Here is a 14,337-nt window from a genome sequence, read left to right as displayed (position 1 = left end):
ATGGTACAACCCGCTCCCGGAACCTATAGTGATAATAGTTCTCATTAAGAAAGAAGGTCGAATATGTTTACCAGTAAAAAAACGGTTCAACTGGCTGTCTTGATCATGATGATCACAGCTGTATTACTAGCAGGCTGCACGAAGCAGAATACAGGCAACGAACAGGCTGCAGCGGCTGAAGCAACACCGCTAACCCGGATGATTTCTACAGTTAAAGGTGAAATTGAAGTCCCTCTGACTCCTGACCGGGTTATCGTGGACTGGAACATCGGCCATGTACTGGCGGTTGGTGTTACACCGATCGGCGTTCCGGGAAGTCTGCTGGAGTACGGTGAATTTCTGCGTGAGCCGCTGCAGGGTGTGGAGGATATCGGCAATCACAATGAAGTTTCACTTGAAAAAATCATCGGATTGAATCCGGATCTGATCATCACCTGGAATCAGGATGCTTATGAGGCTTATTCCAAAATCGCTCCGACGGTTGTCTTCAATACCGCAGACTACTCAAGCATGCAGGAAGAAGTAAGGGCAATGGGCACTATCCTGAACCGTGAAAAAGAAGCGGAGCAGTGGAATGAATCCTTTGGCCAGCGGGCCGCCGCAGCCAGCAGTAAGGCGCTTGCTGCCGTCCCCCCGGGTGCAACCTTTACTATAGCGGACTTCAACTGGCTAACCAATGTAGGTATTGTAGGAAACAGCTCAAACCGCGGCGGCAAAGCCGTCTATGAGCTGCTTGGCCTGACTCCTGCACCCAAGGTTCAGGAAGATCTCATAGCCAAAGGCGAAGAAAGTGCCGATGTCAGTTCAGAGGTATTTGACCAGTACGCCGGTGATTATCTGCTGATTATGAAAACGGAAGGAGCTGCTAACGAAACCATTCCGGAAGTATGGAACGGGCTTGACGCGGTGAAGAACAGCCGGCTGTATGAGCTGGATATTCACCAGTACCTCAGCTCAGACCCGTACACCTCGATTCTGCAGGCAGAGGATATTGCCGGGCGCCTGGCCAGCGGACAGACCAGGCTGCAATAACAGTTTACAGACAAGCCCTCCCCCGGTCATGTTCCGGGGAAGGGCTTGTCTAGTTCGTACGCATAAGCACATCTTCAGCCAGCAGCTCAAACCGGTTGCGCGAGATCGTAATCAGCCCGTCCTGGGCCATTCGCTGAAGCTCTCTGGATAAAGCGCTGCGGTCAACCGTCAGATAGTCGGCCAGGTCGCTGCGGCTGAACGGGATCTCGAAGCTGAGTGAATTGTTCTTCTGTGCCTGCAGGCTTAAATAATGCAGCACTCTTTCCCGCAGGGATTTGTGGGAGACCAGATCCAGCTTCTGGTAGACCGCACGGTTGTTCTCCAGCAGCAGCGCCATCATGTTCTCAATAATCCGCGCCCGGAGCTGGCAGGTCTGGCGTCCCGGCCGGATGATTTTGCTGATCTGGATGAACAGGATTCTGCAGTCCGAGCCTGCTACAGCTTCATAGCCGCTGGGCTCCTGCGCAAGCCGCAGCGCCGTCTCACCCAAGATGTCCCCGCTCTCCAGCTCTGAGAAAATAAGCCGTGTGCCTGATATATTCTCCTTGCACAGCAGTACATTGCCGTACAGGAGGATTCCGGCAGAATCCAGGAGCGCTTCCTGCTCAAATATAACATCCTTCCTGGCGAAGTCCTTAACCGTACCCTGCAGACAATGCAGCGCTGCCAGCACCTCATGCTCCAGAAATCCTTTGAACAATACGGTGCTGCGGATTTTATCCATATATTCCTGCATATTTATCTTCCTCCTGTTGCCATGGCAACAGAGTTAAAGAGAAAACTCTGCTACAATTCAATAAATGAGAACGATTCTCATATTAAGCTCCATTATATCAAAAGCAGCAAAACTATCAACCAATACAGGAGGCCGACATGAGCGGAATCAGTGCGGGTACCGTAATCTCGTTAAAAGATATGATCGACATCAGGCCATACCGGATTGCCAGCAGGCCGCTCAGCTTTGAGGGCTTACCCGGCGGTGATGCAGCAGCTCCAGGGTGGGTTCTCTATGCCATGGCTCAGGATGAGACCATCAGCTCTGAGACCACCCCCTTCCCCAAGCTCATATATGTGCTTGAAGGTGAGCTTCACATGCTGGTGGACGGCAATGCCTGCTCCCTGACAGAAGGAAGCTCTTTATGGGTGCAGGCAGATACCTGGCATGAGTTCGCCGCTCCGGCAGGCGCCAAATTTCTGCAAATCAGACTTTAAACAGGGGGCTTATCATACATGGAACAAGAATTTCTTATCAAAAAACTGCCGCAGGCAGAGGTTATTGATCTGCGCGAAATCATCACTGTTGAAGAGCAGCAGGTATCCAGCCTGACACTGGTGCAGCGCCCCAGCCTGGCTATGACGCTTCTGTCACTGGACAAAGGCTCTTCTATCGGAGGACATTCCTCACCGGGCGATGCCATGGTCAATATCCTGTCAGGACTGGCCCGCATCACTATAGCTGACAAAGAGTATAACGTAAAAGCCGGTGAGACTATTATTCTTCCGGCCAATATTCCGCATGCCCTGTATGCAGAGGAAGCCTTCCAGATGCTGCTCACAGTTGTTAAGCCGGAGAAGAAGGAGGTCCGTCTCAGTGAAAAAGGAAGTCGGGCATAATTTTCTGGCCAAGCTGGGCAAAAAAAGGCTGCGCCCCGGCGGCGTGGCTGCAACCAACTGGCTGATCGGACATTCCGGGCTGAGCAGTAACAGCAAGGTGCTTGAGGTTGCCTGCAATATGTGCACAACCTCCATTCAGCTGGCGCAGCAGTATCATTGCCAGATCACCGGAATCGATATGGATAACCGGGCCCTGGACAAAGCCAGAAGCAATATCCAGGCAGCCGGGCTTGAGGGGTACATTCAGGTGAAGCAGGGAAACGCGATGAAGCTGCCTTTTGAAGACAACAGCTTTGACGTCGTCATTAATGAAGCAATGCTGACTATGCTTAACCAGAATGCGAAGGAAAAGGCGGTAGCCGAGTACTTCCGCGTGCTTAAGCCCGGCGGTGTACTGCTGACACATGATATCACGTTTGCCAAAGACAACATGGCGGATGAGCTCGCTGAGCTGCGCAGAACGATTAATGTCAACGTAGAGCCGCTGCCTGTCTCCAGCTGGGAAGGCCTGTTCAATGCTGCCGGCTTCCATAAGGTTGATCATTCAAGCGGCCAGATGTCTCTGATGAGCATTAAGGGCATGCTCCGCGATGAGGGCCTGGCAGGTACCCTGCGCATCTTCAGGAATGCCATGAAAAAGGAAAACCGTGAACAGTTCAAGAAGATGTACAGCTTCTTTAATACCACAGGTAAAGATCTGAACTATATCGCTGTGTGCAGCAGCAAGCAATAATCGCTATATCCGGGCGGGGTCCGGATACAAAAAAAGGTGTCTTCAGCTGCCGTTTTTACGGCCGCTGAGACACCCTTTTTAAGTTGGTTATTAAGATTAAGCTATTAAGCTACAGCCTCCGCGCTTCTCCAGCGCAGCTTATACAGCTCGGGCAGCACTACGCCGAGCAGGACAAGCACAACCCCGATCCACTGCAGGCCGCTCACATGCTCATTCAGTACAAACGAGGACATCAGGACAGCTACCGGAAGCTCTGCAGCCCCCAGAATACCGGCCATGCCTCCGCCGATATGCGGTACACCGATTGCGAACATAACCGGCGGGATGAACGCGCCGAACAGCCCAAGCAGAAATCCGAACAGCAGCAGCGGTCCCCACAGCAGACCGTTAAAGAGAAAATGCGGCGGGAACATGATGAACAGCAGCACCATGCCGCCGGTTACCATCCATGCGCTGCGGTAGGCCGGGTGCGCTGCCGGAACAGCTTTGCCGCTGAAAATAATGAACATGGAGTAGCTGACAGCTGACAGCAGACCCAGTGCAATGCCCAGCAGGTTAAATTGCGGGCTGCTCTGGCCCAGGACACCCGCAGCCAGCAGCGTGCCGCCGAACAGCATCAGCAGGGTCAGTACAGTGATTTTATCCGGACGCTGCCGCTTGCTGACAGCCTGAATCAGCACACTAATCCAGGTAAACTGGAACAGCAGAATAATCGCCAGCGATGCCGGAATGTAGCGCAAAGACTGATAATACAGCAGTCCTGTAACTACAGTCGGCGCTCCGGCCATCATCAGCAGGCCCCGGTGCTTCCAGGTTATGGCCTGGAAGGCTGGTTTCCCTCCGTCAGCAGGTGTGCTGCCGCTGCGCAGCTTACGGCCGGCTCTAGCCTTAGTGAACGCGGCCAGCAGCCAGGCAAGGATACAGCCGGTCAGCAGCTGAGTGCCCACAACCTCCCCCAGCTTGTAGCCCTGGCCGTAAGCCAGCACCACTATCGTTGATAAAATGCCGTAGCTCATCGCTCCGATAAGAACAGATAATAAGTATTTCATGTCTTTCATGTTGAATATGCCTCCTGAATCCTTTAGGTCTGATGGAACGCCGGAACACGCAAAAAATCCTAACTCCGGGATAAGGACCGCTTAGGCGGGTCTTTATCATCGTAGTTAGGAAGAATAGGCTTCCTGTAGAAACCCCCGCCCTATCCATGCCTTAACGGCTGCGGGGTTATACGAGCAAATATTAGTGTTATTAGCATGACGGCTTTTCATATGTTACACGGCAAGTCAGGTGGTGTCAACCCTTTTTTGTTCAAATTTTTAATTATTTAGTCCGGCTTCAGCTGAAGCCTTGTTCCAGCTCCAGACCTCCCCTGCGGCTCTGATCCGAATATCCCTGTAATATCAAAATCAGATATGTTACTATTTACAGGATAAAACCCAACAGAAAGTTCGTGATGTCACCAATGAAGCCCGATCCCCACTCTTTTGCTGTCCAGAAAAGGACACAACCATACAGCGAGACCCGCTGCTGGCAGCTGGATTCAGCAGCCGGAAGCTTCCCGGGGCAGCGTTACTCCCCTGAAGATCAGCGCTCAATTGACGAAGCTGCCGCTATTCTGGCGGGCGGCGGCACAGTCGCCTTTCCAACCGAGACGGTCTACGGCCTCGGCGCGGATGCACGGAACACAGCCGCTGTAGAGGCTGTATTCGCCGCCAAGGGACGGCCATCCGACAACCCGCTGATCGTGCATATTGCCGCACCGGGTCAGCTTGAGGAATTTGCCGCCGGCGTAAGTGAAACCGCCGGCCTGCTGATGAAGGCCTTTTGGCCCGGCCCGCTGTCCATCGTGCTGCCGGTGCGCCCCGGTGTACTGTCTCCGCGTGTAACCGCGGGACTGGACACCGTTGCCGTGCGCATGCCGGATCATCCGGCGGCGCTGGCTCTGCTGGAGCGCGCCGGCTGCCCGGTGGCAGCACCGAGCGCGAACCGCTCCGGGCGGCCGAGTCCGACGACGGCCGCCCATGTGATCGAGGACCTCGCCGGATACATCGGCGGGGTCCTCGATGGCGGGCCAACCGGAGTCGGCGTAGAGTCGACGGTTGTCCAGGTACTGCCGGACGGGACGGTCGCCGTGCTCCGTCCGGGCGGGATTACTGCCGAGCAGCTGTCGGCAGTAACCGGCACAGCCGCGGCTCCGCCGCCGCCGGAGGCTGGCGGAGCCGGACATGCCGCCGGCGGCGGCAACCCGGCGCCGCGCTCGCCGGGCATGAAGTACACGCATTATGCGCCGCAGGGCTCGCTCTCGATCGTGAGCGGCATGTCGCCTCAGTGCGTGGCGGACAAGGCTTCCGCGCTGCTGCTGGAAGCGCGCGGGCGCAGCGAACAGACCGGCCTGCTGCTGTTCGAGGAACACCGCGCCTTCTACCCGGAAGCTGCAGCTGACCATATTGTTTCACTTGGCTCGCTGCACGCGCTGGAAGAAGCTGCACGCGCACTTTACAGTGCGCTGCGCTACTTCGATGAGGTCAAGGCCGGCTACATTATCGCCGAAGCCTGTCCGGAATCCGGCCTGGGCTCAGCAATCATGAACCGGCTGCGCAAGGCGGCCGGCGGTACAGTCATCAGCGCTGAAAAGTGATAAGCTGATACCGGATTTAAGACAATATCCCATGCGCCTGAGCGGGTGTCATGGGATATTTTTTATTATCAGGCCATGGGATTCGATATGCAGACCAAGCTCTAGAGATTCTATTTTTTATTCTTCTAACAAGCGTAATTATGAGTATATTTCGGCATAATCAGTATGTTTCATGCTATAAACCATGCATAAATATAACACCATCTGTAAGTTTTATAGAATTTATTGATTGCCCATCAAAAAAGAATTGATTGGTAATTCCATGTCAGGTTTTAGTAAAATTCTTTTAAATTCTTAATAATATCGGTTCACCCGCAGCAACCTAGCTTTACAACATACATAGACAGGGAGTGTTCGTTCAAGTGTCCACTATATCAACAACAGTATCGGCTTCAGCCGAGGATTATGTACAGAGAGTTTACAGTGAGGTTGTCCGCCGTGATCCGCTGGAGCAGGAATTCCATCAGGCCGTAAAAGAAATTCTGGAATGTCTGGTGCCTGTGCTGTCACGCCATCCGCAATATGAGGCAAATGCTGTTCTGGAGCGGCTTGTTGAACCGGAACGTACCATCTCCTTCCGGGTCCCTTGGATAGACGAATCCGGCAAGGTACAGGTTAACCGCGGTTACCGGGTACAGTTCAACAGCGCTATCGGCCCATATAAAGGCGGCATACGCTTCCACCCTTCCGTATATTCGGGCATTATTAAATTTCTGGGCTTTGAACAGATATTCAAAAACTCCCTGACCGGCCTGCCAATCGGCGGCGGCAAGGGCGGCTCTGATTTTGATCCCAAGGGAAAAACGGACCGTGAAGTGATGGCGTTCACCCAGAGCTTCATGACCGAGCTGTATCGGCACATCGGCCCCGACACGGATATCCCTGCCGGCGATATCGGCGTAGGTGCCCGCGAGATCGGCTATATGTTCGGTCAATACAAGCGTATCCGCGGCGGCCATGAGGGCGGCGTGCTGACCGGAAAAGGCCTGCTCTACGGCGGAAGCCTGGCCCGTAAGGAAGCTACCGGCTACGGCCTTGTCTATTTCGTTCAGGAGATGCTGGCGGCTGAGGGGCATGATTTCGAGGGGCAGACAGTGGTCGTCTCCGGCTCAGGTAATGTTTCCATCTACGCCATTGAGAAGCTTCAGCAGCTTGGAGCAGTTGTCGTAGCCTGCAGCGATTCCGGCGGATACATCTATGATCCGCAGGGTATCAATCTGGATACGGTTAAGCGGCTGAAGGAGCAGGAGCGTGCCCGGATCAGCGAATACGTTAACGAGCATCCGCATGCCCAATATTCGGAAGGCAGCACGGGTATCTGGACAATTCCCTGCCAGATTGCCCTTCCGTGTGCTACGCAAAATGAGCTCGATGAGGATGCGGCGCGCAAGCTTGTAGCCAATGGCGTAATGGCTGTCGGCGAAGGTGCTAACATGCCCTCCACTCTGCCGGCGATCAATTACTTCCTGCAGCAGGGCACTCTCTTTGCACCGGCCAAGGCTGCTAATGCGGGCGGCGTCGCTGTCTCCGGTCTTGAGATGAGCCAGAACGGCATGCGGCTCTCCTGGTCCTTTGAAGAAGTGGATGAACGGCTGCGGCAGATTATGAAGAATATCTACCGCAGCAGTGTGCGGGCTGCCGAGGAGTATGCCCTGCCGGGCAACCTGGTGGCAGGCGCGAATATCGCCGGCTTCCTGAAGGTTGCGGATTCCATGCTGGCTCAGGGTGTGGTCTAGGTGAACCAGCTTCCCTGACCAGTGCAGTCACTGGTTAGGGAGCTGCACTGTCACCGCAGGATAAATGAAGTGGAAATTCTCCAGCTATTGTTAATGTTAATCACCCGGTATAGCAATCAGTTGGAAAAAGGCAACCTAATTCCGCCGTTTTCCGCCCATAAGGGGCTAAATGTCCAAAACAGGTGGCGATTATCCAACTAATCATCTGATTATTTGGAATTTCCCGGAATTAGATGGACAAAATCCATCTATATGCTCCGGTCGTGCTCCGGTCGCGCCTCTGCCCCCTCCAGCTGAGCCCCAATATAAAAAACGCGCCGTTAAGAAATCTGCGGCGCGTTTTTTTATATTGTATATCAGTATAACTCAGCAGCGTCTACAGCAGCTCACGGCGCAGCTCTTCCGGCGATTTCGGCGAGAGATAGCCGAGTGGAATATCGAATACCGTTTTGGCTCCGGAAGCCCCTTCCGCACTCAGACGGGCAGCCGCTCTCGTATAGGCGATTAGCACGCTGGCGGTAAATTCAGGATTGCTGTCCAGCTTCAGTCCGAACTCCGCGATCTGCCTGTTACCATTACCGGTCACTCCGCTGCGGATCACGAAGCCGCCATGCGGCATTCCGGAATGCTCACTGGCAAGCTCTTCTTCGGTAATAAATGTCACCGTAGTATTGTAATCAGCAAAATAATCCGGCATAGTAACAATGGTCTCGCGGATGGCAGCCTGATCAGCTCCGGCTTCTGCTACAACAAAGCAATTACGGTTGTGCTTGTCCCGGGTTGCCAGCTCAGGGGTTTCACCCGAACGGATACGCTCAATAACTTCCTCAACCGGAACGGTGTACTGGACTCCTGCTTTGACTCCCGGTACCCGGCGGATTGCATCGGAGTGGCCCTGGCTGACGCCTTTACCCCAGAAGGTGTAGTCATGTCCTTCCGCAAGTACGGACTGCATCAGCAGGCGGTTCATAGAGAACAAGCCGGGGTCCCAGCCGGTTGAGATAACGCCGACCTTTCCTCCCTCCAGAGCAGCTGCATTTACTTTTTCATAAAACTCCGGAATCTTGGCATGGGTATCAAAGCTGTCTACGGTATTGAACAGTTTGACCAGCTGCGGAGTCTGCTCCGGCAGATCCGTCGCTGAGCCGCCGCACAGAATCATTACATCGATCTTATCTATGTATTCCTTCGCATCAGCCAGACGCTCCACCTTAAGGCCTGTCTCCTTGGCAAGACCCTCCGGATCTCTGCGGGTAAACACCGCAACCAGCTCCATATCCGGATTCTGTCTGACCGCCTGAACTACACCCTTCCCCAAGTTTCCGTAACCTGCAATCCCTACTCTAATAAGTCTGTTCATGTTGTTCCTCCCTGGCCGGAAGCTTCCGGTTAATTGTGGTGTCTTAAATTATAAGTATATATACATCACATGAAATGTAAACATTTTTCAATAAAAAAGTCCGCGCTTGAACAGCTGGAGCTGCATGATCCGGTGACCAGAGACTGGCCTCAGCCCTTTTCCAGCCTTAAGGAGGCCTCAGCCTGCATCCGACAGGCTACTGATTCGGATCTGAGCTACCAGTACTTTATGAACAGTCTGGCCGAGACAGCGCAAGGGTATCAGATGTTGTTCTGTCCGCAGGCCATGGGTGCTAATATTGCCTATAACGTGAGCTGGTACCATCTGCTTCCGGACATTAAGTGCAAGACCTTAATTATCAGGGCACACAACAGCGAAGCTGTCCCTGATGAAGCTTTCCTTAAGATGCAGGAGCTGCTGAGCGAACGCTCTGCCTATGAGATGTCACACCCCCACCATAATGTTCATCTGTCAAATCCTGTGGAGTTCTATGCCTGCTTCGACCCGTTTTTGATATGACCGCTTCAGGAGCATTTCCGGCTGCAGAACGCAGCCTGTTAAGCTCCTTTTTTATATGCTTGCCGGAGCAGGAGTAAATATTACGAAACATCTGCTCCACTGCCAACGTAATGAAAACTAAAGTTTCTATGTTTTACCGTACGCATTTGGCGGTTTTGGTAATATTATGGAGCCTTCCGGATTGTTCTCTGATAAAATGAATCAAAAGGTGCGATAGCTAAATATACTCATACGAGGGAGGTGTAACTACTGAACCCAATCAGGCCATTGAAGCTCCTAGGCGTTATAGCAGGCGTTGTCATTCTTAACATTGCTGTCCTGTCCCCGGGACTGCTCGCAGTTGAGATCGGCGGGGATAGCGCTTTGCAGACAGCCGCAGGCATCACTCTGCTGTTCATCAGTCTGCTTATTGTTCTTTATGCCAGTTATACTTTACTGCTTAAGCCTCCTTCCGCCCGGACTGCCCGTCCCTTAGCTGCTCCTGACGATTATGCAGCCCGGCTGGAGCAGTACCAGAAGGTGAAATTACTAAAAAGCGACTCTGCACTCGCCCTTGACCAGCTGGAGCGGATGGAGAAGAAAAAAGCCGTCCTCTCCCGTGTGCTTGGCCAAAGATTCGATCCGGAGGAGCTAAGCTACAGGAAATTCAGCAATGTAATAACCGAAGTGGAGAAGCTTCTGTTCCTTAATATCAGGGGACTTCTTAATAAGCTGAGTTTATTCGATTCGGAGGAATTTTCCCTGTTTACAGGTTCCCGCAAGCCATCCCAGTTCTCCGAGAAGCTTATTCAAAAGAAAACTGCGCACTACAATGACTTTTTTGCTTCGGTAAAGGGCTACCTTGGCGCTAATGAAGAGATTCTGCTGAAGCTTGATCAGCTGCTGCTCGAAATATCTGAGCTCGACAGCACTAACGTCCAGAGCATTGAAGATATCCCCTGCATGCAGGAGCTGAGTGCTCTGATCGCGCAGACCAAGCTCTACCAATAAAGGAGGAAGCTGCACATGGCCAGGAAAGGCAGAACGTTTATGATACTGGCGGTTATCGCCGCTGCTGTGTTTGCTTTAGTGTATTTTGGCATTACCCTGACCACCAATCTGGGTAAGTCCACCGGCGAAATTACGGCGGAGGACGCAGATAAGAAGCTGGGTAAGCTTTACAAGGATATTAGAGTCAACCAGGCGGAGCCATTAAAGGGACAGATTGACCTTGACCCTGCAGATGTCGGAGAGGCGTTGCCTGATATCTCCAAATTCGCGGTTTCTGTTGAGAACACAACCAGCAATTATGTTGAAATCTTCTCCTCCACTGAAAAATCCGGCACAGGCAATGACGGCTGGCTTAATGAAGTAGCTTCTGCTTTTAATGAAGCTGATATTCTGGTGGAAGGAGCCCCTGCATCGGTAAAAATCCGCAATATCGCCTCCGGTACCGCTGCCGACTACATAAGATCCGGCAAGTACATCCCGGATGCCTACACCCCGTCTAATGAACTGTGGGGCGAAATGGTAAAAGCAGGCGGAGTTCAGACTGAGCTTATCTCGGACCGGATTACCGGGAATGTTGCAGGCGTAGTGACAGTTAAAAAGAAATATGATGAGCTTATAGAAAAGTACGGTTCATTGAATATCAAAACGATTACGGACGCTATCTCTGCAAATGAACTGGCGATGGGCTATACAGATCCTTTTGCCAGCTCGACCGGCCTGAACTTTCTGATTACTGCGCTCGGGACGTTCGACAGCTCAGATCTGCTGGGCGATCAGGCTGTACAGGGCTTTGAGAAATTTCAGGCCAATGTGCCGTTTACCGCTTCAACTACCCTGCAAATGCGGGATGCGGCCAAGACCGGCATGCTGGATGCCTTTGTACTGGAATATCAGACCTTTGTTAATGCTGCCGACCTAAAAAGCGGCTATGTGTTCACCCCGTTCGGCGTAAGGCATGACAGTCCGTTATATGCACTCGGGGATCTGCCGGAGCAGAAGCGGGAGATTCTTGAGAAGTTCGCAGCATTCGCTGCACAGGACAGCTATCAGAAGCTGGCATCCGAGAAGGGCTTCAACGGCTTGAATGAATATGTTTCCGAGCTGGCTCCGGTTGACGGTCCCCTGCTTACCTCTGCCCAGAAACTGTGGAAGGAAAAGAAAAACGGCAGCACACCGCTCGCAGCGGTATTTGTGGCTGACGTCTCGGGCAGTATGGCCGGAGAGCCGCTTAACCGGCTTAAGGAGTCACTTTTGAAGGGACAGAAGAATCTCGGGAAGGACAACAGCATCGGCTTTGTCTCCTACTCCAGTGACGTTACGATCAACCTGCCGATCGGCAAATACGACACGAATCAGCAGTCTATGTTTGTCGGGGCGGTTAACAGCCTGCAGGCTGCCGGAGGGACGGCTACGTTTGACGGGATGGTGGTTGCGATGAAAATGCTGCAGGAAGAGCTGGCTGCCAATCCCGGAGCAAAGCCTGTAATCTTCCTGCTCAGCGACGGGGAGACCAATGAGGGTCATTCTCTTGATGATATCCGGAGCTTAATCGAAACTTATAAAATTCCGGTCTATACCATCGGCTACAACGCCAACATCAAAGCGCTGGAGAGTATTTCCGGCATTAATGAGGCAGCGAGCATAAATGCAGATACAGACGATGTGGTCTACAAAATTAGCAATCTGCTGAACGTACAGATGTAAGGAAGTCAACTTAAACAAGGAGGTCTGTCATGTCATTTACAATGGAAATTCCGAGCGCCGAGAAGCTGCGATCTGTCATTGCCGAGGAGGTAAAGCCGGAGCCTGAAGAGGTTACTAAGCTCAAAGAGCTGGCCAGGAGCAATGTCTCCAGTATTCTGGAGCTTGACCTGGAATCGCTTGAGAAACGCAAGGCAGTTCTGCAATCCATTGACAGCTTCGGTATGGGCACGATGCGCTCCTCTTCCGACAAAAACGCCCTGCTGCAGGTCTCCGTGGGCAATCTATCCAAAACCGGGGATGAAGGCGGCCAGGTCGCCAAAGGCTTGACGGAGCTGCATATGCAGCTGAAGGATCTTGATCCGAGTGCCGTTGATTTTGCCAAAAGCGGACTTCTCGGCAAATTCTTTAATCCGCTGCGCCAGTATTTCGCCAAATATCAGAAGGCTGATGCCGTTATCTCCGATATCATCGTGTCATTGGATAAAGGCAAGACGGTTCTTCGGAACGATAATACAACACTTGAAATTGAGCAGCAGACCCTGCGTGAGCTGACAAAACGGCTGCAAAAGGAAATCCAGCTCGGGCTGCTCATGGACCAGGAGATCGAGACACAGATCGAAGCAGCCAAGGGACGCGGGGAAGATGAAGACAAAGTCCGGTTCATTACCGAAGAGGTGCTCTTCCCGCTCCGTCAGCGGGTAATGGATCTGCAGCAGATGCTGGTCGTGAACCAGCAGGGTATCATGGCGATTGAGGTTGTTATCCGCAATAACAAAGAGCTGATCCGGGGCGTGGACAGAGCCAGAAATGTGACTGTCTCCGCGCTTAAAATCTCGGTCACGGTCGCGAGTGCTCTTTACAACCAGAAGATTGTCCTGAAAAAAATTGAGCTGCTGAACCAGACGACCGATAACCTGATCAGCGGTACATCAAGAATGCTTAAGGAGCAGGGTGCTGCCATACACAAGCAGTCACTGGAAACCAGTATTTCTGCTGATACGCTGAAGCAGGCATTCTCCGATGTGTTATCGGCGCTGGACTCGATCAGCAGCTACAAGCAGGAAGCCCTGCCCAAAATGCGCGACACCATCACCCAGTTCCGCGAGCTTGCCGATCAGGGTGAGCAGCAGATCAAGCGGCTCGAAAAAGGCTCCTCTCTCGGCCTGTAAAATTAAAGGAGTCCTGCGTTCATAACGCATGGACTCTTTTTTTCTGCCTTTAGCACAGATTTTGCCGATTCCCTCCGCCCTCCCTGAGGTAATAAGAGCTAAGGGAGGTTATACATATGCACCTATCTCGGAGTACCCGTAAACACATCCTGCACGCTTTCCTGATCCTTATGCTGCTTCCGGTAGCCGTGTTCTCCCATAATCCCCCACGGGCATCGGCTGCCGGGTTCATGGCTTCATGGCCCTACAAAGCTGACCGGCTGGAGTCCAGTCAGATGGTTGTTGTTACGACAGCCTCCGCCCGTTCACAGAAAGGCGTATTGTCCCTGAGGGAGAAGCGTGACGGGAAATGGATTACCGTCCTGTCCGGCATCCCGGTAACCCTCGGTTCAGGCGGCATCGGCAAAACCAAAGAAGGCGACAAGCGAACCCCCTCGGGCGTATATCCGCTTGGCGAAGCATTCGGTTCTGCGGCAAGCCCGGACGGCCTGAATATACCTTATACCACAACCGGCAGCAATGATTATTGGATTGATGATTCCGCCTCAGCCGAATATAACCAGCGGGTAACCTATACAGGTGACCCCGACAAGCGCTGGAGCTCTTATGAACGTCTCCTTCATCCGCTGTACAAGTATGCAATTGTCCTGAAATATAACGAAGATCCCATCATTCCCGGCAAAGGCAGTGCCATATTTCTGCATGTGTGGAAGGGTGCAGGCCAGCCGACTGCCGGCTGCATCGCCATGTCGGAGAGCAATCTGCTGAAGCTGATGAAGCTGCTTGACGCTTCCTTGTCGCCTGCTATCGCGATCGGAACTGCAGATTAGGCAGCATACATT

General features: G+C 52.7%; 14 protein-coding genes. 11 read left to right on the top strand and 3 right to left on the bottom strand.

All coding sequences use genetic code 11. The features are described 5' to 3' along the window. Positions 1–63: 63 nt before the first annotated feature. Positions 64–1,032 (top strand): ABC transporter substrate-binding protein, encoded by a 969-nt coding sequence (locus BN3772_RS13000; protein ID WP_042199892.1) that lies wholly within the window; start codon positions 64–66, stop codon positions 1,030–1,032. Positions 1,033–1,081: 49 nt separating this feature from the next. Here the strand turns inward: BN3772_RS13000 and BN3772_RS12995 are convergent, their stop codons facing one another. Next, entirely contained in the window at positions 1,082–1,768 is a 687-nt protein-coding gene (locus tag BN3772_RS12995) for a Crp/Fnr family transcriptional regulator (protein ID WP_042199891.1), read from the bottom strand. A gap of 137 nt (positions 1,769–1,905) precedes the next feature. Between BN3772_RS12995 and BN3772_RS12990 the strand changes: the two genes are divergently transcribed. From BN3772_RS12990 to BN3772_RS12980, 3 genes are read left to right on the top strand one after another with little or no spacing between them, the layout of a single operon-like run. Then, a complete protein-coding gene (locus BN3772_RS12990; RefSeq protein WP_042199890.1) occupies positions 1,906–2,244 on the top strand; it encodes a cupin domain-containing protein in 339 nt (112 codons plus the stop codon). Between the two features lie 18 nt (positions 2,245–2,262). After that, positions 2,263–2,646 (top strand): cupin domain-containing protein, encoded by a 384-nt coding sequence (locus BN3772_RS12985; RefSeq protein WP_042199889.1) that lies wholly within the window; start codon positions 2,263–2,265, stop codon positions 2,644–2,646. After that, positions 2,624–3,379 carry a class I SAM-dependent methyltransferase gene (locus BN3772_RS12980; RefSeq protein WP_042199888.1) on the top strand — a complete coding sequence of 252 codons (756 nt, stop codon included), beginning with the start codon at positions 2,624–2,626 and terminating at the stop codon, positions 3,377–3,379. Before BN3772_RS12985 ends, BN3772_RS12980 begins: the two co-directional genes overlap by 23 nt. Positions 3,380–3,483: 104 nt before the next feature. Here BN3772_RS12980 and BN3772_RS12975 read toward each other — a convergent pair whose 3' ends face one another. Further along, on the bottom strand, positions 3,484–4,428 hold the full coding sequence (locus BN3772_RS12975; protein WP_042200002.1) for an EamA family transporter: 945 nt from the start codon (positions 4,426–4,428) through the stop codon (positions 3,484–3,486). A gap of 413 nt (positions 4,429–4,841) precedes the next feature. Between BN3772_RS12975 and BN3772_RS12970 the strand changes: the two genes are divergently transcribed. Next, complete coding sequence (locus tag BN3772_RS12970) at positions 4,842–6,017, top strand: L-threonylcarbamoyladenylate synthase (RefSeq protein WP_042199887.1); 1,176 nt, start codon at positions 4,842–4,844, stop codon at positions 6,015–6,017. Positions 6,018–6,379: 362 nt separating this feature from the next. Continuing rightward, positions 6,380–7,753: an NADP-specific glutamate dehydrogenase gene (gene gdhA, locus BN3772_RS12965; RefSeq protein WP_042199886.1), complete on the top strand. Its 1,374-nt coding sequence runs from the start codon at positions 6,380–6,382 to the stop codon at positions 7,751–7,753. A gap of 376 nt (positions 7,754–8,129) precedes the next feature. Here the strand turns inward: gdhA and BN3772_RS12960 are convergent, their stop codons facing one another. After that, complete coding sequence (locus BN3772_RS12960) at positions 8,130–9,113, bottom strand: diaminopimelate dehydrogenase (protein WP_042199885.1); 984 nt, start codon at positions 9,111–9,113, stop codon at positions 8,130–8,132. A gap of 132 nt (positions 9,114–9,245) precedes the next feature. Between BN3772_RS12960 and BN3772_RS12955 the strand changes: the two genes are divergently transcribed. The 5 genes from BN3772_RS12955 (at position 9,246) to BN3772_RS12935 (ending at position 14,325) form a co-directional block, all read left to right on the top strand. Further along, the gene (locus BN3772_RS12955) at positions 9,246–9,632 is read left to right on the top strand and encodes an alpha/beta fold hydrolase (RefSeq protein ID WP_157643591.1); all 387 of its coding nucleotides are present in this window, start codon (positions 9,246–9,248) and stop codon (positions 9,630–9,632) included. 267 nt (positions 9,633–9,899) lie between these two features. Further along, positions 9,900–10,622 carry a hypothetical protein gene (locus BN3772_RS12950; protein WP_244444733.1) on the top strand — a complete coding sequence of 241 codons (723 nt, stop codon included), beginning with the start codon at positions 9,900–9,902 and terminating at the stop codon, positions 10,620–10,622. A 15-nt stretch (positions 10,623–10,637) separates the two neighbouring features. Continuing rightward, on the top strand, positions 10,638–12,326 hold the full coding sequence (locus tag BN3772_RS12945; protein WP_042199882.1) for a VWA domain-containing protein: 1,689 nt from the start codon (positions 10,638–10,640) through the stop codon (positions 12,324–12,326). A 29-nt stretch (positions 12,327–12,355) separates the two neighbouring features. Then, complete coding sequence (locus BN3772_RS12940) at positions 12,356–13,495, top strand: toxic anion resistance protein (RefSeq protein WP_042199880.1); 1,140 nt, start codon at positions 12,356–12,358, stop codon at positions 13,493–13,495. A 116-nt stretch (positions 13,496–13,611) separates the two neighbouring features. Continuing rightward, positions 13,612–14,325 carry a L,D-transpeptidase family protein gene (locus tag BN3772_RS12935; RefSeq protein WP_244444732.1) on the top strand — a complete coding sequence of 238 codons (714 nt, stop codon included), beginning with the start codon at positions 13,612–13,614 and terminating at the stop codon, positions 14,323–14,325. Positions 14,326–14,337: the final 12 nt, after the last annotated feature.

The sequence above is a fragment of the Paenibacillus camerounensis genome, from assembly GCF_000723885.1.
Lineage (GTDB): Bacteria > Bacillota > Bacilli > Paenibacillales > Paenibacillaceae > Paenibacillus_AQ > Paenibacillus_AQ camerounensis.
The sequence above is the reverse complement of the archived record's forward strand: the minus strand, read 5'-3'. Positions and strand labels throughout refer to the sequence as shown.

Excerpts from the sequence above, each read along its gene's own strand:
- BN3772_RS13000 (WP_042199892.1), top strand. The coding sequence starts at position 64 with ATGTTTACCAGTAAAAAAACGGTTCAACTGGCTGTCTTGATCATGATG.
- BN3772_RS12995 (WP_042199891.1), bottom strand. The coding sequence starts at position 1,768 with ATGCAGGAATATATGGATAAAATCCGCAGCACCGTATTGTTCAAAGGA.
- BN3772_RS12990 (WP_042199890.1), top strand. The coding sequence starts at position 1,906 with ATGAGCGGAATCAGTGCGGGTACCGTAATCTCGTTAAAAGATATGATC.
- BN3772_RS12985 (WP_042199889.1), top strand. The coding sequence starts at position 2,263 with ATGGAACAAGAATTTCTTATCAAAAAACTGCCGCAGGCAGAGGTTATT.
- BN3772_RS12975 (WP_042200002.1), bottom strand. The coding sequence starts at position 4,428 with ATGAAATACTTATTATCTGTTCTTATCGGAGCGATGAGCTACGGCATT.
- BN3772_RS12970 (WP_042199887.1), top strand. The coding sequence starts at position 4,842 with ATGAAGCCCGATCCCCACTCTTTTGCTGTCCAGAAAAGGACACAACCA.
- BN3772_RS12960 (WP_042199885.1), bottom strand. The coding sequence starts at position 9,113 with ATGAACAGACTTATTAGAGTAGGGATTGCAGGTTACGGAAACTTGGGG.
- BN3772_RS12945 (WP_042199882.1), top strand. The coding sequence starts at position 10,638 with ATGGCCAGGAAAGGCAGAACGTTTATGATACTGGCGGTTATCGCCGCT.
- BN3772_RS12940 (WP_042199880.1), top strand. The coding sequence starts at position 12,356 with ATGTCATTTACAATGGAAATTCCGAGCGCCGAGAAGCTGCGATCTGTC.
- BN3772_RS12935 (WP_244444732.1), top strand. The coding sequence starts at position 13,612 with ATGCACCTATCTCGGAGTACCCGTAAACACATCCTGCACGCTTTCCTG.